We start from the raw sequence: 21,588 nt of genomic DNA, 5'->3' as shown, positions 1-21,588 counted from the left end.
GCGTCGCTTCAGCCATCCGGCGTCACGCCGTCCGGGTCGATGGCGCGATAGAGTTTCGACGCTTCGGCAAAGGGTCCCCGGCGTTCGGAAAAGCCGAGAACCTCCAGTACGAGGACGCGACGGGACAGGGCGATCGTGACGATATCGCCCAATGCGACGAGTTTTGCCGCCTGTTGGGCGCGATTGCCGTTGATTCGCACATAGCCGCTGGTCACAAGCTCCGCCGCCGCCGTGCGGGTTTTCGCGACGCGCGCATGCCAAAGCCATTTGTCGAGGCGCTGGCGTGGATCGGTCACCGTCTTTGGTTCCTCGAGCCTATGATTTTCTGGGCTTTCGTCCGGAGCGATTTGGCGCGGTCACGGAGCCAGCGGCGGAACCGCTCGCGGACTGCCGCGCGACGCAAGGCCAGCTCTCCGCCTGGACAGCATGAGATCAGGATATCGGCGAAAGGCTCACGCTCGCGCCAAATATGATCGATCATCGGATGGTTCGGAATGGCGCAGGAATCGACACGCCGCAGCCGCGGATCGCGCAAAAGGGCGTCCGTCATTTGCATCGCCAGCAGCACGCCCGGCGAGAGGGTGGCAAAGTCTTCATCGTAAGCTGTTTTCCAGAAAAAGGTCTGGTCGGCGTCAAGCAGCAGAATATTGCTGGCGACGATCCGTTCGCCGCAGGCGAGCCAATAAATCCTGCATTTCCCTTCGCGCGCCAATGTTCGCGTCATCGTCCGCGCGAAGGCGGCAAGTTCGGGGCGGGCAAGAAAAGCGCCGCCATGGCGGCCTTTCCAGCCCTTGGCCTCCAGCGCCAGAAACAATTCCAGTTGCCGGTTGAATGCCTCGCCGCCATCTGCGACGCCGAACGAAACGCTTCCGCTCTCGTCGAGGCGTCGCAACTGGCGTCGCAGTTCCTTCCTTTTTTTCGCGGGAATGGGCCAGGCGGCTTCTCCCTCGGCCGCGGTCGCGTCGAGCGCGGCGCGCTGATATTCCGCCGCATATTCGACGGCGAGGCCTTGCCGTCCAGCATAATCGGCGATGAGGGAATACAGCGGGCCACGTCGCCTTAACTGTCTGAGCGCCAGAATGGGAGCATGGCCGCCCTCGGCCCGCAAATGACCCACGATCGCATTGAGACAGCTTGCGGCGTTGGCCCGGTCGAGCAGGGGCGCGCCGAGACAGGAATAATCGTGGCGCCAGGTTTCGTATGGCGCTCCGGGCGCTCCGGGCGCGACGATCGGCCAAAGCGCCATCAGGCGCCCCGACGCGCCCGCCGCCGATTTTCGCCAAGCCAACAGGAAGCGCAGATTTTTTGGGCGCCTCAAATGTTGCAGAAAGGGCAGGGCGAAGCCCGGTTCGAGAAAGACATTGCGCTCAAGCCCGCGCGCCGCAAGGTCCCTCCATTCGGCTTCATGCCGGCGCAATTGGTCGAAATCGACATTCTCGATCAGTAGCGGACTTATCGCGTCGGACCGATCGGCTTGGGAAGCCAAGCCGTCCCTATTGGTCCCGGTCGGATATTTACCCGGGCTTCGTAGCTGCGGGTCGCGCCAGGCTGGCTCTAGTCCGAGAAAATGTGTCACACCTGTTTTGCTCCCGGTCGTGGAGGCGTCTCAAAACGAAGCTCTTTGGCTCGTTTCGGCACGATTCGCCTTTGACGCGACCTAATGAGCTCTATGAATCAACCTCCGCGCCAAAAGCGCGACATTCTCGACCTGCACAGGGATCAGGCGAGCAATCCGCCCCGCGAAGGCGTCAGCGGGCTCTCGGCCAGCGCCTGGCCATCGGGGCGATCGATGCGCAGGTCGCCTGCGAAGGCCTCGTAAAGACCCTGAACGAATTGCGGGCTCATCTTGTCGACGATGAACACGATTCTCGTCCGGTGATCGTCGTCGGGCCAGGCGTCGAGACGCACCGGCGGATGAAAGACGTGCTGCACCCCATGAATGACCAAGGGCCGGTCCCGGTCATCGGCCAATGCGATGATTCCTTTCACGCGGAGCAGATTTGGTCCGTGGGCGTTGCGCAGAATTTCCAGGAAAAGATTGCAGGACGAGGGTGAAAGAGGCCTTTCGCCGACCAGGACGAAGGCGCGAATCGATTCGCCGTGCCGGTTGACGTCGTGCGCGTTACCTTCATGCGACAAATGATCTTCATGCGCATGGGCGGCGTCGGCCAGGGCTTCGGCGTTGAGCCAACGCGCGACGTCCGGAGCTTTGGTTTCCGGGTTGTAGAGGCCAAGGCCGAGAAGCTGACTGGCGTTGAAATCCTTCGGATCGTCGAGCCGTCGGGCTCCGGGGTTGATCCGATCGAGCTTTTCGAGGAGGCGCTCAAAGGCGCGTCTATCCTCGCCAGATTGGACCAGATCGATTTTCGACAGCACGAGACGATCCGCCATGGCCGCCTGGCGCAAGGATTCCGGATGATCCTCCAAGGTCGCCGCGCCGTTGATCGCGTCGAGAACGGTCACGACGCCGTCGAGACGGAAGCGCAGCAGCAGATAGGGATGGCTCATCAAAGTGTGCAGAATCGGCGCCGGATCGGCCAGGCCCGTCGTTTCGATCAGGAGCCGGTCGAAGGGTGGTATCCTTTCATTGTCGAGTCGCCGGAGCAGACCCTCGAGCGCGTCGATGAGATCGCCGCGCAGGGTGCAGCAAAGGCAGCCTGACGTCATCATGACCATGTCGCCGTCGATCCTTTCGACGAACAAATGGTCGAGGCCGATCTCGCCGAATTCGTTGATGAGAACCACGGCGCGCGCCAGCGCGGGATCGCGCAGAAGGCGGTTCAACAGGGTGGTTTTGCCGGCGCCAAGGAAACCCGTGAGAATGGTTGCCGGAATTGGCGGCGGCGGCCGGCGATCGGACGGCGAGGCGCTCAATTCTTTTTCGCCTGCTTGTCCGCGGCGGCGGAGCTGTGGGCGTCCTTGTTCTGTTTTTTCGCCTTGGTATGGGTCTCGGATTTGGCGTGCGGGTGGGAGCCGGCGGCTTTTTTGGTTTCCGTTTTCTTGGCTTGCGCCTTCGTGGTTGTCGGTTTCCTGGCTTCCGCCTTTTTCTTGCCTGCGCCCGCATGTTTTGCGGCGTGCTTGACCTTGGCGCCGCGATGCATGGAGAGCGCCTTCGGGTCCGGCTGAATCGGCGTCGGGGCCGCGGCATGTTCCGGCGCTGGCGTCGTATAGGCGATCGCTCCGATCGGCGTATTGGCGGGGCGCGGTCCGGCGATCGGACCCTGGTAGCCGGGGGCCTCGCCGACGTAAACAGGCGTGGGATCGAAGACGGGACGCGGGAGCGCCGCTATCATCGCGCCCGCGCCGGGCACGGGCGGCGTCGCGCCGGGCGCGGTTTGGATCGGGCTGTTGAAATCCTCGCTTTCGGCCTCAAGAACGGCCTTGGGGCTGCGCCCGCCGCAGATTTCGGCGTGCATATCGGGCGGCCCCCCGCCGACCGAGGGCAGGTCGGCTGCGGGCTCGCCAAGCTGGTTCGATGCAAAGGCGCGATCGAGGAGATCGGCCGCATGGCCGGTGCGAATCCTGGCGGTGAGGTCGCCCAGGATCACGACGATGACTTTTCGCCCGCCGCGCGTCGCGCTCGCGACCAGATTGAAGCCAGCGGCGCAGGTGAAGCCGGTCTTCATGCCGTCGGCGCCCGAATAGCGCCCGATCAGACCGTTGTGGTTGGGAATCACCCGATCACCGAGTTTCATCGCCCCGATGTCGAAAAGCCCGGCGTATTGCGGGAAGTTCACCAGCAGCGCGCGGCCCAGAATCGCCATGTCGCGCGGGGAAGTGTAATGGTTGGGATCGGGGAGGCCGTTGGGATTTGCGAAATGCGAATCGCGCATGCCGAGCTTGGCTGCGGTTTGGTTCATTTCATCGGCGAAAGCCTCGACGGAGCCGGAGACGCCCTCGGCGACGGTGACGGCGACGTCGTTCGCCGATTTCACCATCAGCATTTTCAGCGCATTATCCAGGGTGACGAGCGAGCCGGGGGCGAAGGCCATTTTTGAAGGCCTCATGCTGGCCGCCCGCGCGGATACGATCAGCGGCGTGTCAAGCGAAAGACGTCCCTGCTGAACCGCCTGGAGGGCGACATAGACCGTCATCAGCTTGGTGACCGAAGCCGGAAACCAGCGATGAGTGGCGTCGCGCGATTCGATGACGCGTCCGGTCGCGACGTCGATCGAGATGAACGGCGGCGGCGTGTAATGGACGGGAGCCGAGGCGACGTGCGCGTGACCTTTCGCATGTCTGTGGCCCTGCCTGGCGCTCGCGATGGAGCCGCCGTCCAGAAGGAATAAGGCCGCGGCGCAAAGGCCTATCGTCAGCCGGAATCGATGAGAATTTGAAAACATCGTCGTCTCTGCGCCAAAAGGCTAGGTGCGCCCAGCCCGGGTTGCGGTCGTGGAAGGCAAGCGAATGCTTTTGAAATCGATCCTTCTCGCCTGGCGAACATAAGTGAGGGGATCGACCTTCTTCTTGGAGTTACGAGGTTCAGGAATTGCTGAATGACGGACTTGAGCGCGCCATTCAGCACGTTAACCCCACAACATGGCTTTGAGACGCTTTTATGTCCGGGGCGGGCGATTCATTCGCCCGGCGCCTTGACGTCGAGCGCCAGCGCATGAACGCCTCCCGCGATTTCTTCGGCGAGGAGATCGTTGACTGCCCGGTGACGATCGATTCGGCTTCTGCCGGCGAATTGCGAGGAGATCATGCGGATGCGGAAATGGGTTTCTCCGCCATGTCCGGCGCCGCCCGCGTGACCGGCATGGCCGGCGTGTTGGTGCGATTCGTCGACCACTTTCAGGAATTCGGGCGCGAAGGCGGCGGAAAGCTTCGTTTCCATGCGTTCGCGGACGGTCGGTTTGTTCAAGGGCTCCATCGAGAATTCTCCTTCGGCGGTTGGGCGCGATCAGGGCTTGTCAAGATATTTAATCTTGCGCTCGTTCTTGCTCACAGGCCCCCTTCAACCCTATTCTGAATGTCATGGATTTGAATTCCCCCATTTTTGACCGGATCAGGACGCGACGCAACACCGCTGCGGCGCAGCCCAATTCCGTCGGCCAGCGATGTCAGCATCCGGGATGCCAGGCGGCGGGAGAATTTCGCGCGCCGATGGGCCGTTTGCGGGAAGGTCAGTATTTCTGCTTCTGCCTCGACCATGTCCGGGAATATAACGCGACCTATAATTATTTTAACGGCATGAGCGATGATGCCGTGCTTCTCTACCAGAAGGAGGCGCTGACCGGGCATCGTCCGACGTGGAAAATGGGATCGAATCACGCCGATTCGACGGACCGGCGGTCTCCCAACGCGTATGGCGCCAAGGCCAGGCGCGCGACGGCTACGGCGCCGCGCCATGGTGTCGTCGTGCTCAAGGCTTTGCATGTTTTGGGGCTCGACGACGATGCGCGGCGGGACGAGATCAAGGCGCGCTACAAGGAACTGGTCAAGAGATTGCATCCGGACGCCAATGGGGGCGATCGCTCCAATGAAGGCCGCCTGCGGGAAATCATAAATGCCTACAATGTATTGAGATCATTTCGCGCGGTATGAGCCGGCGAGGGGCGGGGCGCGCGGGGAAAGTCGCCTGTTCCTGCCCTTGTGGCCTTCCGCATCGCGGGTTTATCGTTGGACGTAGAGAATTCGAGGCGCGCGCGGCGATCGATTTGAGACTGCGGGTGACGATTCGGCCCTGACAATTTGACTTAAATCCGCCGCCGCCGCGCATCGGTGCGGCCGGCGCGGAAACGGAGGTTCGATGCAAGCTGTGCTTTCCACGGGATCCATCTCTCGCCTGCCGGACAAGACCATTTCGGTGCGAGAAGTCTTCGGGATCGATTCCGACATGAAGGTCCCCGCGTTCTCCGAACCGGATGAACATGTGCCCGAGATCGATCCGGACTATCTGTTCGATCGAACAACCACTTTGGCCATTCTCGCCGGCTTCGCTTATAATCGCCGAGTCATGGTCTCGGGCTATCATGGCACGGGCAAGTCGACTCACATCGAACAGGCGGCGGCGCGCCTGAATTGGCCCTGCGTGCGCGTGAACCTCGACAGCCATGTTTCCCGCATCGATCTCGTCGGCAAGGATGCGATCGTCTTGCACGAGGGCAAGCAGGTGACGGAATTCCGGGACGGCATTCTGCCCTGGGCCCTACAGCACAATATCGCGCTCTGTTTCGATGAATATGACGCCGGTCGTCCCGACGTCATGTTCGTCATCCAGCGCGTGCTCGAGGTTTCCGGCCGGCTCACTCTGCTCGACCAGAATCGGGTGATCAGTCCTCATCCGGCGTTCCGGCTTTTCGCGACCGCCAATACGATCGGCCTCGGCGACACATCCGGCCTTTACCATGGCACCCAGCAGATCAATCAGGGCCAGATGGATCGCTGGTCGATTGTCACCACCTTGAACTATCTCCCCCACGACAAGGAGGTCGACATCGTCCTGGCCAAGGTCAAGCGCTTCCAAAAGGACAAGGAAGGCGTCGAAACCATCGGGAAAATGGTGCGCGTCGCGGACCTGACCCGCAACGCCTTCATGGGCGGCGATCTCTCGACGGTCATGAGTCCGCGCACCGTCATCACCTGGGCCGAAAATGCGGAAATTTTCGGCGATATCGGTTTTGCCTTCCGCCTGACCTTCCTCAACAAATGCGACGAGCTCGAACGGCCGCTGGTGGCCGAATTCTATCAGCGCTCTTTCGGCAAGGAATTGCCGGAAAGCGCGATCAATGTCGCTTTGAGCTGAAGGCTGCGCCGTCCTCACTCTTCCTTCCCAGGATTGGATTCGCAGGGTGTCTCCGTCCAACGCCAAGCCGCCTTCGCCGCGCGACGCGCCGCACGAACCCTTCAAGCGCGCAGTCATAGGATGTCTGCGCGCCATGGCGCGGACGCCCGATCTCGAAATATCCTTCACGCCCGAGAAGGCCGGGGCGGGTGGCCAGGCTGAAGGCGGAAGGATCCGTCTTGCCGAGCCGCCGCGGCATATAACCGAGCGTGACGCCGCGATTCTCCGCGGGCAGGCGGACGCTTTGGCGTTGAAGCTCGCCTGCCACGACGTGGAAACCCATCGGCGCTGGGCGCCGCAGGCGAAATTGGGGCGTGCGATTTTCGACGCCATGGAGCAGGCTCGCGTCGAGGCCATCGGGTCGCGGCGCATGCTCGGCGTTTCGAAAAATCTGGCCGCGGCGCTGGAGAATCGCTATGAGCGCGGCCCCTATGCCGAAATTCGTCAGCGCGCGGACGCGCCGGTCGAGGACGCGCTGGCGCTTCTGGTTCGCGAGAAGCTGACAGGCGCGCCGCCGCCGCGCGCCGCTGAAGCGCTCGTCGATTCATGGCGCGAAACTTTGGAAACCCGCGCCGGGGGGCGCCTGTCCCAGTTGCTCGAAACGATCGAGGATCAAAAGGCCTTCGCCAAATTGTCGCGCAAGATATTGTCGGACCTCGACTTTGCGGAGGAGGGCGAAGCCGACGATCAGGACGAAGACAATAGCGAAGAGGCTCCGTCAGCGGAGGACAGCGACGAGACAGGCGGCGGCGAGCGGGATGAAAGCCCTGAAGAGGACCGAACCGAGCGCGTCGAGGAAACGGCCGAGGAGAGCCTGGAAGGACAGGAACAATCCGTCGAAGGCGCCCCGGGCGACGAGGCTGACGATCTCGATCTCGGCGACGGCGACGAAGCCGCGACAGCTTTGCGGCCGCCGGTCTCCGGCTCGAATCTCGCGAACGGCGAATATCGCGCCTTTTCGACCCAGTTCGACGAGATCGTCCGCGCCGAGGATCTTTGCGACCCCGAAGAGCTTCAGCGCTTGCGGGCCTATCTCGACAAGCAGTTGCAAAACCTTTCCGCGGTGGTTGCGCGCCTGGCCAATCGCCTGCAGCGGTTGTTGATGGCTCAACAAAATCGCGCCTGGGAGTTCGATCTCGAAGAAGGCGTCCTCGATCCGGCCCGGCTGTCGCGGGCGATCGTCGATCCGCAGTCGCCGCTGTCGTTCAAGCGCGAAAAGGATTCCAATTTCCGCGATACGGTGGTGACCCTGTTGATCGACAATTCCGGGTCGATGCGGGGTCGGCCCATTACCATCGCCGCGACCTGCGCCGATATTCTCGCCCGGACCCTGGAGCGTTGCGGCGTCAAGGTCGAGATCCTGGGTTTCACGACGCGGGCATGGAAGGGTGGCCAGTCGCGCGAGGCTTGGCTCCAGGCCGGTAAGCCGGTCAATCCCGGGCGTCTAAACGACCTGCGGCATATTATCTACAAGGCGGCCGACGCTCCCTGGCGGAGGACGCGCAAAAATCTGGGTCTGATGATGCGTGAGGGCCTGTTGAAGGAGAATATCGACGGCGAGGCGCTCGACTGGGCCCATCGGCGGCTCCTAGGGCGTCCAGAGCAGCGCAAAATCCTGATGATGATTTCGGACGGCGCGCCCGTGGACGATTCCACCTTGTCGATCAATCCGGGCCATTATCTCGAACGCCATTTGCGGCAGAAGATCAGTGAAATCGAGACGGCTTCGCCGGTTCAACTCATCGCGATCGGCATTGGCCATGATGTGACCCGCTATTACCGGCGCGCGGTCACGATCACCGACGCCGAAGAGCTCGGCGGCGTGATGACCGAGAAGCTTGCGGAATTGTTCAGCGAGACGGCGTGACGGAATGGCTCGGTCGCTGGCCCGCGCTGGACGTAACGACTTGCAAGCCCGCGTTAAAAGCGCTAGCTAGCGACCGCATCGGTTTCATCCTACGGTTTCGGGGCCGCGCCCGGGGAAGAAAATGACCTACGTCGTCGTCGAGAACTGCATCAAGTGCAAATATACGGATTGCGTCGAGGTCTGTCCGGTCGATTGCTTTTACGAAGGCGAGAACATGCTCGTCATTCATCCCGATGAATGCATCGATTGCGGCGTTTGCGAACCGGAATGCCCGGCCGAGGCAATCAAGCCGGACACCGAACCTGATCTGGAGAAATGGTTGGCGCTGAACGCTGAATATGCTCAGCTTTGGCCGAATATCACAATCAAGCGCGACGCCTTGCCCGAAGCCAAGGAGTTCGACGGACGCTCCGGCAAATCGGATCTTTTCAGCAAGAATCCCGGGCAGGGCGATTGATCGCCAGATTAGACGCGGTCAGCGTCAGGCGGCCCATTTAACCATTTGCCGGGCGCGATTTCGCCGCGAATCAATAATTCTTTGATTCGCGCGTTAATTTGTGCTATCCGAATCCTACATCAATCGGCAATCGATCAATCGCTTCTGGATGAGATCAACGGCTCCCGCTCTGGCGTGGAGCCTGTTTTTACCTAAATGGACAATGTTCGAATGCTGGCTTCGAACGCCGGCCTTTGACGTCCCCAGACGCGTGACGATCCGATGGCCGGCCTGAATCGACGCGCAGGGATCGGTTGCGTTTTCATTCTCGTTCCGGCGAGAAATCACCATAGGGTGGGGACGTCTCTGCAATAGCTCCAGACATAGGCACAGGGTTTGGCGGTCCCCCAAAACGCCGGCCATGGCGAATGGATCATTCGTTTTGGCGCGAAGTCGGTTGGCTACGGCAGCGGTCGGACCAACCAAAAACGTTGAACCTCGAACCATCAGCGATTGGACCAAGGTGACGCAGAAAAAATCTTCCTCGGCGGCCATTGCCGCTTCGCCCGCTCCTCGTTCCTCTGATCCGAGCAAGATTGCCGTGTCCTCGTCAAAATCGTCAAGCAAAACGCCTGCCATGAAGATCGGCTTCAAGACCAGCGAATTTATCGTTTATCCCGCTCACGGCGTCGGCCAGATCGTTGCGATCGAAGAGCAGGAAGTCGCCGGCTTCAAACTCGAGCTTTATGTGATTTCCTTCGTCAAGGACAAGATGACTCTCAAGGTGCCGACCCCGAAGGTCGCCGCCGTCGGCATGCGCAAGCTGGCGGACGCCGATGTGGTCAAAAAGGCGCTCGACACCCTGACTGGGCGCGCGCGCGTCAAGCGCACGATGTGGTCGCGCCGGGCGCAGGAATATGAAGCCAAGATCAATTCAGGCGATCTTGTCGCGATCGCGGAGGTCGTGCGCGATCTGTACCGTTCCGATGTTCAGCCGGAGCAATCCTATTCGGAGCGTCAGCTTTACGAAGCGGCGCTTGACAGAATGGCGCGCGAACTCGCCGTCGTGCAGAAAATCAGCGATCTCGATTCCTTCAAGCTGATCGAGGCGCAGCTGGCGAAAAGCCCGCGTCGGTCCGGCAAGGCGGAGGAACCCGCCGTCGCCGAAGAAAGCGACGTCGACGAAGCAGCCTGAGACTCTTGCTGATAGAGTTCAAAACCCCGCCTCATCGGCGGGGTTTTCGTTTCCGGCCTTGCCCGGGAAGAGGTTGGGGCGCCGGATCGGCGCCCCAAGAAGGGCGTTCCCCTCAGGAGAACTGGGTCGGCTGCACGCCCTGCGTCTGTTGCAGACGCTGGGCATAAAGCGTGGCGAAATCGATTGGATCGAGATAGAGCGGCGGGAAGCCGCCGTTGCGGATCGAATCCGCGATGATCTGCCGCGCGAAGGGAAAAAGCAGCCGCGGGCATTCAATCATCACGACGAGATGCGTCTGTTCCTCGGGAATGTTGACCAAGCGGAACACGCCCGAATAGGTCAGTTCGAATTTGAAGAGCAGATTGGCGGCCTCGCCTGCGGAGCCCTCGATGAGGAGCTCGACCTCGAAATCCTGGTCCGCGAGCGGTTTCGCGTTGACATTGACCTGAACATTGATGTTCGGGCTTTTTTCCTGGGGGCCGAGCGAGCGCGGGGCGTTGGGATTTTCGAATGAAAGATCCTTGCAATATTGAACGAGGCAGTTCAGCGCCGGGGCGGCGTTGGCTTGCCCACCATTGGAATCCGTCATGAAAAACTCCCGCGAAAGCTTGGAATGACGGAGCAGGACCGCCATTTCTCGTTGTGTCTTGTCGCGCACGAAGGCTTTCGCATCGGGGCTTTGGCGCCTTCGAAACCGTTCGACAAGACGCGTCGGCGGTAGCATGAAACCTCTGGTGAAAACAAGCTCCGGGATGATCTGGAGAAAACGCCGCGCCAAGCTTCGCCTTGCCGGGCTCTGGCGGCGATGCTACCCATCGGCGACGGACTGATTTTGTTGGACGCGAGCCCGGGATCGCTCTCCCGCTGAAGCGAGGCCATTGATGCAACTGGATCCGGCCATTATCATTTTCGCCCTGTTGGCGCTTTTCGTCCTATGGAAACTGCGTTCCGTCCTGGGCGAGCGTACGGGCTACGAACAAAGAAGCGACTTTTCCCCCGTTTCGCCTTCCGCCGCCGCGCCGCAGGCCCGCATCGTCGAGGACGCGCGCTGGCAGGATTTCGCCGAAAGGGGAAGCCCCGTTTGGCAGGGGCTTGACGCGGTCGCCAAGGCGCAGCCGGATTTTGACGCTCGCGCCTTCCTGGATGGCGCCCGCGAGGCCTATAAAATGGTGGTGCAAGCCTTCTCCGCGGGCGACGACGCCACTTTGCGCTCGCTGGCGAGCGACGAAGTCTATGGCAGCTTCAAGAGCGCTCTGACGGAGCGAGCCGAACGCGGCGAGACGCTCGAGACAAATTTCGTCGCCTTCAACGAGGTCAAGATCGTGAGCGCGGCCGCAGACCCGGTCGGAGTCAGGATTGCGGTCAGCTTTGACGCTCAGTTCATCACGGCGACGCGCGACAAGGCCGGCGAGATTGTCGAGGGTGATCCGAACAAGCCTTCCGACATTGTCGATGTCTGGACATTCGCCCGGCGACACGACGCCAGCGGTCCCAACTGGCTGCTGGTGGCGACCGCTCCTGTCCAATGAGCGGGACGCGGCCGCAGAATTTCTTTGTTTGCGTGCGCCGCCACGCCCTTGCCCTCGCCTGTTTCCTTGGCGGGGCGCTCGCGCCCGGCGCGCTCCGATGCGAGACGCCGGCCTATCGGCTTCAACCGGCATCCTTTGCCGATCTTCCCGGCTTTGCCCAGGATCGGCTCGCAGAGGCGCTGAAAATCTTTGCAAAGACTTGCGACAGACCGCTCCGCGCATCGGTTCATGTCGAAAAGTTCGACCGAAAAGCCCAGGCCGAAGTCTGCGGGGCGGTCCGTAACGGCGAGGGCCGGACGAACGCGCTGGCTTTTTTCCAACGCCGCTTCCAACCCTTTCGTATCGTCGCCAATGCATCCGGCGACGCTTTTTTCACGGGCTATTATCAGCCGGAAATCGCCGGCTCACTTGCGCCAAGCGCAGCCTTTCCGACGCCGGTTTACGGCGTGCCGCCCGATCTGGTCGTTTTGCCGCCTGGGAAACGCACGGGCGCATTGGCGGGTCTGACGGCGGCTCGACGGGAGCTCAACGGCGCTTTGGCGCCTTTTCCCGATCGCGCCGCCATCGAGGATGGCGCGTTGGAACAGGCGCGGGTCGTCCGCAAGCTCGTCTATCTGAGGGACAATGTCGATCTCTTCCTGGCTCAGGTCCAGGGTTCTGCCCGGGTGCGCCTGACGGATGGCCGCGTGCTTCTGCTGACTTTTGCGGGTCGGAACGGCCAACCCTATACGGCGCTGGCGCGCGTTCTCGTTCAGCGCGGAATCACCACGCCGTCGGAAATGACCATGACCAGGCTTACGGCATGGATCAGGGCGCATGGCGTCGGCCGGGGTCAGCCGGGCGACGATCTGCTCCGGCTCAACCGGTCTTTCGTGTTTTTCAACGCCCGCATCGAAAAAGGGCCGGAGTCCCAGCCGCGCGGCGGCAGCGGATCGGCCTTGACGCCCTTGCGCTCGATTGCCGTCGATAAGCACGTCTGGCCTTACGGTCTGCCTTTTTTCATCGATTCCGCAATGCCTTGGCGAAGTGCGGCGCCGGAGCCGTTCCGCCGCGTGGTGGTTGCGCAGGATACGGGCTCGGCGATCGTCGGGCCGGCGAGGGCGGATATCTATTTTGGACTCGGCGACCTCGTGGGCGCGCGCGCCGCCGAAATTCGGCATCACGGTCAATTCTTCATTCTCCTGCCGATCCCGAACCGGGATCGGATCGAGCCCTAGGGGAGCGTGGAATGAAAGGCGGCGGCGAGACCAAACGCGCAGCGCGCGCCCGGCTCCTCACGCGCGAGGAGTTGGCCCTCTGGCGGCATGCCACGGCGGACGTGAAGCCGCACGACGCCAAGCGTGTCCCGGCTCCTGACGTCCCGGCGCTTGCCCCCTCGGCGCCCGGAAAAGCGTCCGCGCCGGTTTTGCTTCCTCCCGGGCCGCCGCCCGCCGAGACGGCCAAAAGATCAAGCGCCTTGCCGCCGCTCGCGCCATTGGAAAAGCGCCTGAAACGGCGCTTGGGATCGGGCAAGACGCAGGTTGATGACGTCCTCGACCTACATGGCATGACCCAGGCGCAGGCGCATCGCGCGCTCAATAATTTCCTTTGGCGCTCCGCCGAGAACGGAGCGAAGCTGATTCTCGTCATCACTGGCAAGGGGTCGTCTGCGGCCGAAGGGGCCGGCGTGACGGAGCGTGGCGTTTTACGCCGCAATGCGCCGCACTGGCTTCGGGCGCCCGAAATGCGCGCCATTGTTCTTTCAGTGGAAGAGGCGGCGCGGCCGCATGGCGGCGCCGGGGCGCTCTATGTGCGGCTGCGGCGGCGGGTTCCAAGCTGATAAAGAACTTGACCGCTCTCCGATGGGCGGGCAAGACCCAAGGCGCATCTGGAAAGGGACCCCATGTCCACGCATCAATTTGACGTCCTTGGCCTTGGCAATGCGATCGTGGATGTGATCGCGCCGGTGCATGACGAGTTTCTCGTCAAGGCTGGCCTCCACAAGGGCTCGATGCAGCTTGTCGACGAAGCGAGGGCCCAATGGCTTTACGACGCGATGGGCGCAACCACGATTATGTCTGGCGGATCGGCGGCGAATACCATTGCGGGGCTGGCGAGCCTCGGCGGCAAGGGCGCCTTCGTCGGCAAGGTCGCCGCCGACGAAGCGGGCCACGCCTTCGCCCATGACATTCGCGCGACCGGAGTGCATTTCGCAACCGCGCCTGCGGCCGATGGGCCTTCGACGGCGCGCTGCCTCGTCCTCGTCACGCCGGACGGCCAAAGGACGATGAACACTTTTCTCGGCGCCTGCCAGAATCTGACCAGCGCCGATCTGGACCCGGTCGAGGTCGCGTCCGCGCGGATTTTATATCTCGAAGGCTATCTCTGGGATCCGCCGGCCGCGAAACAGGCCTTTATCGACGCATCGCGCATTGCCCACGGGGCGGGGCGCGAAGTGGCGCTCACTTTGTCCGACGTCTTTTGCGTCGATCGCCACCAGCAGGAATTCCTGGGACTGATGCGCGATGGCGTGATCGACATTCTGTTCGCCAACGAGTCGGAACTCCACGCGCTCTACCAGACCTCGGATTTTGCAACCGCGGTCGCGGCGCTGCGCCAGGAAAAGATTCTCGCCGCGGTCACGCGCTCCGAAAAAGGCGCAATCATTGTGCAGGGCGAGAGGACCTGGGAAGTTTCCGCAGCCCCGATCGACAGTCTCGTCGACACGACCGGCGCCGGCGACCTATTCGCCGCGGGCTTTCTCGCGGCCTATACCCGTGGGCGGCCTTTGGACTATTGCGCCCGGCTCGGAGCCCTTTCGGCGAGCGAAATCATCCAGCATTTCGGCGCCCGGCCGGAGGTCGAGCTTTCGCTTCTTGCGGAACAAAGCCTTTATTTGCGAGAGGCTGAAGCGCCGCAGCGCGCCTGACGGCGGCGGCGGGCGCGCCGACGCCGCGTCAAGGCTCAAGCGTCAATGCCGGAAGTGACGGAAGCCCGTCATCACCATCGCGAGGCCGGCTTCGTCGGCGGCCTTGATCACCTCGTCGTCGCGCACGGACCCGCCGGGCTGGATCACTGCAGTCGCGCCGGCATCGGCGGCCGCCAGCAGACCGTCGGCGAAGGGAAAGAAGGCGTCGGAGGCGACGACCGAACCTTTAGCCCAGCTCTCGGCCGCGCCAGCCCCCTTGGCGGCCTCTGCCGCCTTCCAGGCGGCAATGCGCGAGGAATCGACCCGGCTCATCTGTCCGGCCCCGATGCCGACCGTCGCGCCCCCTTTGGCATAGACGATGGCGTTGGATTTCACATGTTTGGCGACACGAAAGGCGAATTTGAGGTCCGCAAGTTCCTGCTCTGTCGGCGCGCGCCGGGTGACGATCTTGAGCGGCATGTCGTCAACCACGGCATTGTCGCGCGATTGGAACAACAGACCGCCGGCGACGGAACGCACGGCGAGACCCGCTGCGCGCGGGTCGGGAAGTCCGCCGGTCAGCAGCAGTCGCAGGTTCTTCTTCGACGCGACCAAAGCGATCGCTGCTTCGTCGGCGTCGGGCGCGATGATGACTTCCGTGAAAATCTTGACGATTTCGGCGGCCGCCTCGGCGTCGAGTCTGCGGTTCAAGGCGACGATGCCGCCGAAAGCGGAAATGGGATCGCAGGCCTGGGCCCGGAGATAGGCTTCCTTCAAACTTCCGCCTTCCGCGACGCCGCAAGGGTTGGCGTGCTTGATGATCGCGACGGCCGCGGTCCGGTTTGGGTCGAATTCGGCGACCAGTTCGAAAGCGGCGTCGGTGTCGTTGACATTGTTGTAGGAGAGTTGCTTCCCCTGCGCCTGGCGCGCCGTGGCTACGCCGATGCGCTTCTCGCCGGTTGAATAGAAGCCCGCATGCTGGTGCGGATTTTCACCGTAGCGCATCGGCTCGGACAGTCTGCCGCCGACAGCCCGATATTCCGGCGTCTCGACCCCGATTTCCTTCGCGAGCCAGTTGGAAATCGCGGCGTCATAGGCGGCGGTGCGGGCATAGGCCTTTTGCGCCAGTTTTTTGCGCAGCGAGAGCGGGGCGCCGCCGCCGGACGCGTCCATGGCGTCGAGAATCTCCTGGTAATCGGCGACATCGACCACAACTGCGACGTCCTCGTGATTTTTGGCGGCGGCGCGGATCATCGCCGGTCCGCCGATGTCGATATTCTCGATCGTTTCCTCCCAGCCGGCCTGCCGGGCGACGGTCGCCTCGAAGGGGTAAAGATTGACGACAAGCAGATCGATCGGCTCGATGCCATGGGCGAGCATCGCAGCCTCGTGTTCGGGATTTTCCCGGATCGCGAGCAGGCCGCCATGCACTTTCGGGTGCAGGGTCTTGACCCGGCCGTCCATCATTTCGGGAAAGCCGGTGACGTCCGAGACGTCCGTGACGCCGACGCCGGCGTCGGCGATGGCCTTGCGTGTGCCGCCGGTCGAAATGAGGGTGACGCCGCGTTGCTCGAGCGCGCGCGCGAAATCGATGAGGCCGGTCTTGTCGGAAACGGAAAGCAGCGCACGTTTGATGGCGCGGATATCGGACATGAGCATACTCGTTTGCGGATTGGCGTGGTCCCGGCGGCAAAGCCGAACGGCCGATTTTTCGATGTCGGGCTGGGGCGTCACATTCGTTCGAAGCGGGACAGGCGCCGGTTGGAGCCTCGTCGCCGCGCGGATTAGCATGTTTCTACGTCGACGAAAATGCGCGGGGCGACATGAAAACAGGCAAATGGTCGAAAACCGTCAAGCCGGAACGGCGGCGGCCTGCAGCGAGAAGGACCAATCGATCTCATCAATGTCGGCGGATGCGCCATAGATGACGATCTGTTCGCAGGCGCGCGGTCCTTCGGGCGCGGCGAAAAAAATGCTTTCCTCGATAGCCAGCGGAAGCCCTCCGGCGTCAAAGACCAGATTTGCGCCGCTCGGCGTTTCGAGAAGGATGGCGGCGCCGTCCGAAACGAGCGTGAGCGTGACCGATGGATGGATATGAAAGCGGATCACATAATCGACATTTGCGATCGAATCCTCGTTTGCGCGGATCAGGCGATCGCGTCCCGTTAGCCGTGCGCCGTCGGCTTCGAGGCGCCATCGTCGTTCATGGAACAGCCCGTAGCTGCGCAAATAGCCGTCGTGAGACGCCAGCACTTGCGAGCCTTGCGCATCATCTTCGCGGGCGACGGGAACGTTTCGCGGGCCGGAGAGAAGCTTGTCGCTGAGCCAGCCCGGCGCGCGGGTCTGGAAACCGAACAAGCAGGAGGAGGCGTCGTCGAGCGAGAGCGTCGAATGGGCGGCGGTGGTGCGCGCGCTCGTCCGCAAATCCTTGCGTCGCGGCCCCGGATTGCCACAATTGACGACGATGCGCTCGGTCCCAAGCGAAAATTCGAAGGAAAGACAGCCGGCGTGGGCGGAGCGGGAATAGAGCGGCGGCGGCGGCGGCCCGGCGTCGATCAGGATGAGGGCCTCGCCGCCTTCGAGCCTCTGGTAGCCGGAGCAGCGCGCATTGAAGATCGGCTGCCCCCGCGTTTCTTCGTAAGACAAGCCGATCGCGACCCGGTCGGGCGCGGTGACGCCCATGCCATTGAACAGGGCGAGCGAGCCGTCGCCGTGACGAAACATGCGTAGTGCGGGGATCATGCGGTCGATCGCCCGGAGCAGTTCCGGCGGCGGCGCCTGCCCGCGCGCGGCGAAGGCCTGCCGCAAAGGCAGAAGATCGAAAAGCAGGTCAACCAGGGTCTGGGGATTTCTGTCTGTGGCGCCGCCGTCCGGCAGAATCTGCCGGCTCAGCTGATCGTTGAGGGTCTTGATCGTCTTTTTGAGCAGCGACGCTCCGCCTTGCGCGCATAGAGCGTAGGTTGTCATGGCGATGGCCGCATTCAGGCGCGCCTCGCCGGGCCACGCCGAGTCGATGCGGCGCTGCAACAGCCAATAGCCCTTGGTCAGGACGCGAAGAAAGCGGCGATAAAATTCATGATCGACTCCCTCGAGCAGCATGGGGGACTGGCTGAGCCAGGACGACGTCCGCCGCGCGACGACGTCGACGTCCCAGGCCGGGCCCCGGCGGGGCGTCGCCATCCGGGATATGAATTCCTTCACCAGCGAACGCGCATTGGCGCGGGCCAGAGCGGATTCGGCCGCGCGCATGTGTCGAAGCCAGCCAAAACCATGCAGGGCCTTCGCCCATTCCGAGGAAGGCGGCGGCAAATTGAAGGGCGATCGGCCATGCGCATTGACGATCTTGCCGCCGAAGGCGAAATAACCGCCATAAATGTCTTCGGCTATGGTGGGATCGCCGGTTCGAATGTCCTGCGGCGCGATCAGCAGGCTCTCCGGCTGACGGAAACGCCATTCGTTGAAGACGAAGACAGGCCATTTGAGCGCGGCGCGCAATTTTTCGGCGGCGCGGGCGGCGAGCAGACCGAGGAGTCGCAGACGTTCGGCGAAGGGCAAAGCGCGCGATCTCGTCAAGGGCTGTGCACACTCCCAAGGGCAGGGGCGCAAGGGTCGCTGCGGCATCGCCGCAACCCCGCGTCCGACCTTGGCCGAACATGGTTAACGATTGGCTAATCGAGGCGTTTCAGACGTGCGATGAAGAATCCGTCGAGGCCCCTCTGTCGGGACTGGTCGTGAAAGAAAAAATAGGGAAGCAGGCGCAGTTCGCCGTCGGCGTTTGCGGCCTCCGGCGGGAGGCCGAAGCATGAGGGATCGATGGGGTCGCGCGCGGCGTCGGGATTGCGCCGGAGCAGCGCTGCGATTTGCGCTTCGCCTTCTTCCGGTTCGAGCGAGCAAACGCAATAGACCAGGGCCGCGCCGGGCTTGAGCAGGGTGAAAGCACGATCGAGGATTTTGGTCTGGATGGCGGTAAGGGCCGCGATGTCGCCGGGCTTTTTGGTCCACAGCACATCGGGGCTCCGCCTGATCGTGCCGGTCGCCGAACAGGGCGCATCAAGGAGAATGGCGTCGAAGGGTTCGGCTTTGTAGGAGGCGGCGTCGCCAACCGCGATGGAGGCTTCGAGTTGGAGACGGGCGAGATTGGCGGACAAAGTCTTGAGCCGTTCGGCGGAGCGGTCAAGCGCGGTGACGCGCGCGCCGGCGGCCGCCAATTGCGCGGTCTTGCCGCCCGGCGCGGCGCATAGGTCGAGCACGCGCTGTCCCGGCTTGACCGCGAGAATGCGCGCGGGCAGCGCCGCCGCCGCGTCCTGGACCCACCAGGCGCCCTCGCCGTAGCCAGGCAATTCAGGGATCGGCGCATGCGTTTCGAGGCGGATCGAGCCCGTCGGCAACAGGCGCCCGCCCAATCTTTCGGCCCAGCTCGCGGCGTCAGCCTTTACGGTCAAGTCGAGCGTCGGCTCGTCGCGAAAGGCGGCGGCGATGGAATGGGCGCGGTCTTCGCCGTAAATGCGCCGCCATCGCGCGGCCATCCAATGCGGCGTGTCGTCATCCAGCGGGTCGGACTGGCTCAAGAACTCGTCGCGCCGCCGGATCAGATTGCGCAGGACGCCATTGACGAGATTGGCGAAAGGGGCGCTTTTCGAATCGAGTCGGGCGGCGCGGACGGCGAGATCGACCGCGGCGTGGTCCGGCGTGTCGAGAAAGAGAAGCTGGGCTCCGCCCGCGATCAGAATCCATTCCAGCGTTCCGCAATTTCGCGGCAGGCCTTTCTCCACCAGTTGGCTCAGTGCGAGCCGGATCGTGCCGAGCCTGCGCAAGGCGACGGTCACAATGGAGCGCGCGAGGTCGCGGTCGCGGCTGCTGAGACCGCCAAGCCGGCTCGGCGCGGCGTCAGGCGAGAATTTTTCGTCGAGCGTGTGCCCGCCGTGAATGATATCGCTGATGATCGCGGCGGCCGCGACCCGCGCGGCGAGGCCGGGATGGGCCAGCGCTTCCGCCTGCGTTTGATCCGGATGACGTTTTGCAGACGACTTCTGCTTCCCGGAGCGGCCGAAGGCTCTGTCGAAATTATTGTTCATTCGCCCCGTCACCGGATCGGAGTTGCAAGAAGGCGGGTTTAAACTAAAAGAATCGGCCTGAAACAATTTTTACCATAATGGCGCGCCCTTAGAAATGCAGGTTGGCGCGCATGGGGAGCGAGCGATGGCTGAACAGGAAAATCGCCCGGCCGGGATGGCGTCCTCCGAACGAAAGAAAACGCTCTCGCCCGAAGCGCAACGCGCCTTGGTGGAAGCAGAAGAACGGCGTCGCCGCGCGGAGGCCGTCGCCTTGCCGGAGGAGGTCAACGGTCCGCAAGGCCCCGAGCCGGTCCGCTACGGCGATTGGGAGCGCAAGGGCATTGCCAGCGATTTCTGATCGATGAAAGAGCGGAGCGAGGACGCCGACCCGGAATGCCGGTCCGTTTTCCGATTTGCGCCTTCGCCCAACGGCTATCTTCATCTGGGCCACGCCTATTCGGCCCTTTTCAACGTCAAATTGGCGCAAGCCTGCGGCGGAAAAATGCTCCTGCGCATCGAGGACATCGATTCGGAGAGGTCGCGCCGCTCGTTCGAAGCCGCCTTGATCGAGGATCTTCGCTGGCTCGGCTTCAACTGGACCGGAGCCCCTCGCCGGCAATCGGAACATATGGCGGATTATCGCGCGGCATTGGATCGATTGGCGCGAAGGGGGCTTGCTTATCCCTGTTTCTGTTCCCGCGGCGAAATCGCGAGGGCATGCGCCGCCAGGACGAATTGGCCGCGGGATCCCGACGGCGTTTTTCTCTATCCGGGGGCGTGCCGCGATTTGTCGGTTGGGGAACGAAACGCCCGTATCGAGGCGGGAGCCCGATGGTCGTTTCGCCTCGACATGGAAAAGGCTTTGATCGAGATCGGCAAGCCGCTGACCTACATGGAATTCCATGAAGGCGACGCGGGCGTAAAGGTCACGGCCGAACCTTCAGCCTGGGGCGACGCCTTGATCGGGCGCCGCGACGCCCCAGCCTCCTATCACATTGCCTGCGTCCTCGACGATCACGCCCAGGGCGTTACCGATGTGGTTCGCGGCCTCGATCTCGACGCCGCGACGGGATTGCATCGGCTGTTGCAAGCGCTTCTCGGCCTGCGAACGCCGCAATATCATCATCATCGTCTGGTGCTCGACGACCAGGGACGAAAATTGTCCAAGAGCAAATCATCGCCAAGCTTGCGCGACCTGCGCGCGCGCGGGGTTTCGGCCGCGCAAATCCGCGAGGAATTGTCGCGCCAGATGCAGATCGCGCTCTGACCGCGCCGAAGAAACCGGTCGGTCAGGGCTGCATCACGACCGGCGTGCCGACTTCGACGCGATCGTAAAGGTCAGCGACATCCTCATTGTACATGCGGATGCAGCCATAAGAGGCGCGGGTCCCGACCGAGGCGCGCATGTGCCGGGTGGTGCCGTGAATGGCGATCTGATCGCGGTCGAGCACTATGGCGGCGACGCCCATCGGATTGCGCGGCGACCCGCCGGGGATGAGATTCGGCAGATTCGGGTGGTCGTGTTTGACGCTCGCGGGCGGCGACCAGGCGGGATCGGTATATTTGCCGGCGACCGAGGCGGCGCCGAGCCATTCCTTGCCGGGCTTGGCCACAGCCACCGGATATTGAATCGCGCGGCCGTCAGCGAGCACATAATACAGTCTTCGCTGGCTCATGCTGATTACGATCGTGCCGGCCTCGTAAGAGGAATGGAAGGAAACCAGCCTTGTATGCGCATTCGCCGCGCCGCTGGGCATGGACAGGCCGAAGAGCGCGGCGCCAAGCAACGCCGCGGCCCGCATGCTCTTGAAATGAAACATATTCATTCTCCGA

The 21,588-nt window shown here is 62.8% G+C and carries 22 protein-coding genes; 11 read left to right on the top strand and 11 right to left on the bottom strand.

Translation table 11 applies throughout. The features are described 5' to 3' along the window. Window positions 1-8: 8 nt before the first annotated feature. From K2U94_RS01955 to K2U94_RS01935, 5 genes are all read right to left on the bottom strand, one after another. Window positions 9-296 (bottom strand): RNA-binding S4 domain-containing protein, encoded by a 288-nt coding sequence (locus K2U94_RS01955; protein ID WP_243065604.1) that lies wholly within the window; start codon window positions 294-296, stop codon window positions 9-11. Beyond that, window positions 293-1,486 carry a GNAT family N-acetyltransferase gene (locus tag K2U94_RS01950; RefSeq protein WP_243065603.1) on the bottom strand — a complete coding sequence of 398 codons (1,194 nt, stop codon included), beginning with the start codon at window positions 1,484-1,486 and terminating at the stop codon, window positions 293-295. Before K2U94_RS01950 ends, K2U94_RS01955 begins: the two co-directional genes overlap by 4 nt. A 233-nt stretch (window positions 1,487-1,719) precedes the next feature. Beyond that, window positions 1,720-2,874 carry a CobW family GTP-binding protein gene (locus K2U94_RS01945; protein WP_243065602.1) on the bottom strand — a complete coding sequence of 385 codons (1,155 nt, stop codon included), beginning with the start codon at window positions 2,872-2,874 and terminating at the stop codon, window positions 1,720-1,722. After that, window positions 2,871-4,343, bottom strand: coding sequence for a D-alanyl-D-alanine carboxypeptidase family protein (locus tag K2U94_RS01940; RefSeq protein WP_243065601.1), 1,473 nt, complete (start codon window positions 4,341-4,343; stop codon window positions 2,871-2,873). Before K2U94_RS01940 ends, K2U94_RS01945 begins: the two co-directional genes overlap by 4 nt. Before the next feature lie 233 nt (window positions 4,344-4,576). Further along, window positions 4,577-4,873: a BolA family protein gene (locus tag K2U94_RS01935; RefSeq protein ID WP_243065600.1), complete on the bottom strand. Its 297-nt coding sequence runs from the start codon at window positions 4,871-4,873 to the stop codon at window positions 4,577-4,579. 320 nt (window positions 4,874-5,193) lie between these two features. On the opposite strand from K2U94_RS01935, the gene K2U94_RS20610 reads away from it, so the two are divergent. The 4 genes from K2U94_RS20610 to fdxA all read left to right on the top strand — a co-directional run bounded on the left by K2U94_RS20610 (window position 5,194) and on the right by fdxA (window position 9,111). Next, entirely contained in the window at window positions 5,194-5,547 is a 354-nt protein-coding gene (locus K2U94_RS20610) for a J domain-containing protein (RefSeq protein WP_336606144.1), read from the top strand. A gap of 205 nt (window positions 5,548-5,752) precedes the next feature. Beyond that, window positions 5,753-6,748, top strand: a complete 996-nt coding sequence (gene cobS / locus K2U94_RS01925; protein WP_243065598.1) for a cobaltochelatase subunit CobS — start codon at window positions 5,753-5,755, stop codon at window positions 6,746-6,748. Between the two features lie 46 nt (window positions 6,749-6,794). Beyond that, window positions 6,795-8,654: a cobaltochelatase subunit CobT gene (cobT, locus tag K2U94_RS01920; protein ID WP_243065597.1), complete on the top strand. Its 1,860-nt coding sequence runs from the start codon at window positions 6,795-6,797 to the stop codon at window positions 8,652-8,654. A gap of 121 nt (window positions 8,655-8,775) precedes the next feature. Continuing rightward, complete coding sequence (fdxA, locus tag K2U94_RS01915; protein WP_243065596.1) at window positions 8,776-9,111, top strand: ferredoxin FdxA; 336 nt, start codon at window positions 8,776-8,778, stop codon at window positions 9,109-9,111. Window positions 9,112-9,225: 114 nt separating this feature from the next. Here fdxA and K2U94_RS20710 read toward each other — a convergent pair whose 3' ends face one another. Next, window positions 9,226-9,744, bottom strand: coding sequence for a hypothetical protein (locus K2U94_RS20710; protein ID WP_425332496.1), 519 nt, complete (start codon window positions 9,742-9,744; stop codon window positions 9,226-9,228). On the opposite strand from K2U94_RS20710, the gene K2U94_RS01910 reads away from it, so the two are divergent. After that, window positions 9,728-10,285 carry a CarD family transcriptional regulator gene (locus K2U94_RS01910; protein WP_425332495.1) on the top strand — a complete coding sequence of 186 codons (558 nt, stop codon included), beginning with the start codon at window positions 9,728-9,730 and terminating at the stop codon, window positions 10,283-10,285. The genes K2U94_RS20710 and K2U94_RS01910 overlap by 17 nt on opposite strands. Before the next feature lie 112 nt (window positions 10,286-10,397). Here the strand turns inward: K2U94_RS01910 and secB are convergent, their stop codons facing one another. Then, window positions 10,398-10,874 carry a protein-export chaperone SecB gene (secB, locus tag K2U94_RS01905; protein ID WP_243065594.1) on the bottom strand — a complete coding sequence of 159 codons (477 nt, stop codon included), beginning with the start codon at window positions 10,872-10,874 and terminating at the stop codon, window positions 10,398-10,400. A gap of 292 nt (window positions 10,875-11,166) precedes the next feature. Between secB and K2U94_RS01900 the strand changes: the two genes are divergently transcribed. The 4 genes from K2U94_RS01900 (at window position 11,167) to K2U94_RS01885 (ending at window position 14,722) form a co-directional block, all read left to right on the top strand. Continuing rightward, window positions 11,167-11,814: a Tim44/TimA family putative adaptor protein gene (locus K2U94_RS01900; RefSeq protein ID WP_243065593.1), complete on the top strand. Its 648-nt coding sequence runs from the start codon at window positions 11,167-11,169 to the stop codon at window positions 11,812-11,814. Next, window positions 11,811-13,031: a murein transglycosylase A gene (mltA, locus tag K2U94_RS01895; protein WP_243065592.1), complete on the top strand. Its 1,221-nt coding sequence runs from the start codon at window positions 11,811-11,813 to the stop codon at window positions 13,029-13,031. The genes K2U94_RS01900 and mltA overlap by 4 nt, the downstream gene beginning before the upstream one ends. A gap of 11 nt (window positions 13,032-13,042) precedes the next feature. Then, a complete protein-coding gene (locus tag K2U94_RS01890; RefSeq protein WP_243065591.1) occupies window positions 13,043-13,633 on the top strand; it encodes a Smr/MutS family protein in 591 nt (196 codons plus the stop codon). Between the two features lie 63 nt (window positions 13,634-13,696). Further along, entirely contained in the window at window positions 13,697-14,722 is a 1,026-nt protein-coding gene (locus tag K2U94_RS01885; protein WP_243065590.1) for an adenosine kinase, read from the top strand. Window positions 14,723-14,764: 42 nt separating this feature from the next. Here K2U94_RS01885 and purH read toward each other — a convergent pair whose 3' ends face one another. The 3 genes from purH to K2U94_RS01870 form a co-directional block, all read right to left on the bottom strand. Next, window positions 14,765-16,354 carry a bifunctional phosphoribosylaminoimidazolecarboxamide formyltransferase/IMP cyclohydrolase gene (gene purH / locus K2U94_RS01880; RefSeq protein WP_425332494.1) on the bottom strand — a complete coding sequence of 530 codons (1,590 nt, stop codon included), beginning with the start codon at window positions 16,352-16,354 and terminating at the stop codon, window positions 14,765-14,767. Between the two features lie 198 nt (window positions 16,355-16,552). Continuing rightward, a complete protein-coding gene (locus tag K2U94_RS01875) occupies window positions 16,553-18,274 on the bottom strand; it encodes a heparinase II/III family protein (protein WP_243065588.1) in 1,722 nt (573 codons plus the stop codon). Between the two features lie 95 nt (window positions 18,275-18,369). Further along, entirely contained in the window at window positions 18,370-19,776 is a 1,407-nt protein-coding gene (locus K2U94_RS01870) for an RsmB/NOP family class I SAM-dependent RNA methyltransferase (protein ID WP_243065587.1), read from the bottom strand. Between the two features lie 124 nt (window positions 19,777-19,900). Between K2U94_RS01870 and K2U94_RS01865 the strand changes: the two genes are divergently transcribed. Together K2U94_RS01865 and gluQRS are read left to right on the top strand one after the other, a co-directional pair. Continuing rightward, window positions 19,901-20,113: a DUF1674 domain-containing protein gene (locus tag K2U94_RS01865; RefSeq protein ID WP_243068784.1), complete on the top strand. Its 213-nt coding sequence runs from the start codon at window positions 19,901-19,903 to the stop codon at window positions 20,111-20,113. Between the two features lie 3 nt (window positions 20,114-20,116). Beyond that, on the top strand, window positions 20,117-21,022 hold the full coding sequence (gene gluQRS, locus K2U94_RS01860) for a tRNA glutamyl-Q(34) synthetase GluQRS (RefSeq protein WP_243065586.1): 906 nt from the start codon (window positions 20,117-20,119) through the stop codon (window positions 21,020-21,022). A gap of 22 nt (window positions 21,023-21,044) precedes the next feature. Here the strand turns inward: gluQRS and K2U94_RS01855 are convergent, their stop codons facing one another. After that, window positions 21,045-21,575 (bottom strand): L,D-transpeptidase, encoded by a 531-nt coding sequence (locus K2U94_RS01855; RefSeq protein ID WP_425332493.1) that lies wholly within the window; start codon window positions 21,573-21,575, stop codon window positions 21,045-21,047. Window positions 21,576-21,588: the final 13 nt, after the last annotated feature.

It is taken from the genome of Candidatus Rhodoblastus alkanivorans, assembly GCF_022760755.1.
In the GTDB taxonomy this organism is placed as follows: Bacteria; Pseudomonadota; Alphaproteobacteria; order Rhizobiales; family Beijerinckiaceae; genus Rhodoblastus; species Rhodoblastus alkanivorans.
The sequence above is the reverse complement of the archived record's forward strand: the minus strand, read 5'-3'. Positions and strand labels throughout refer to the sequence as shown.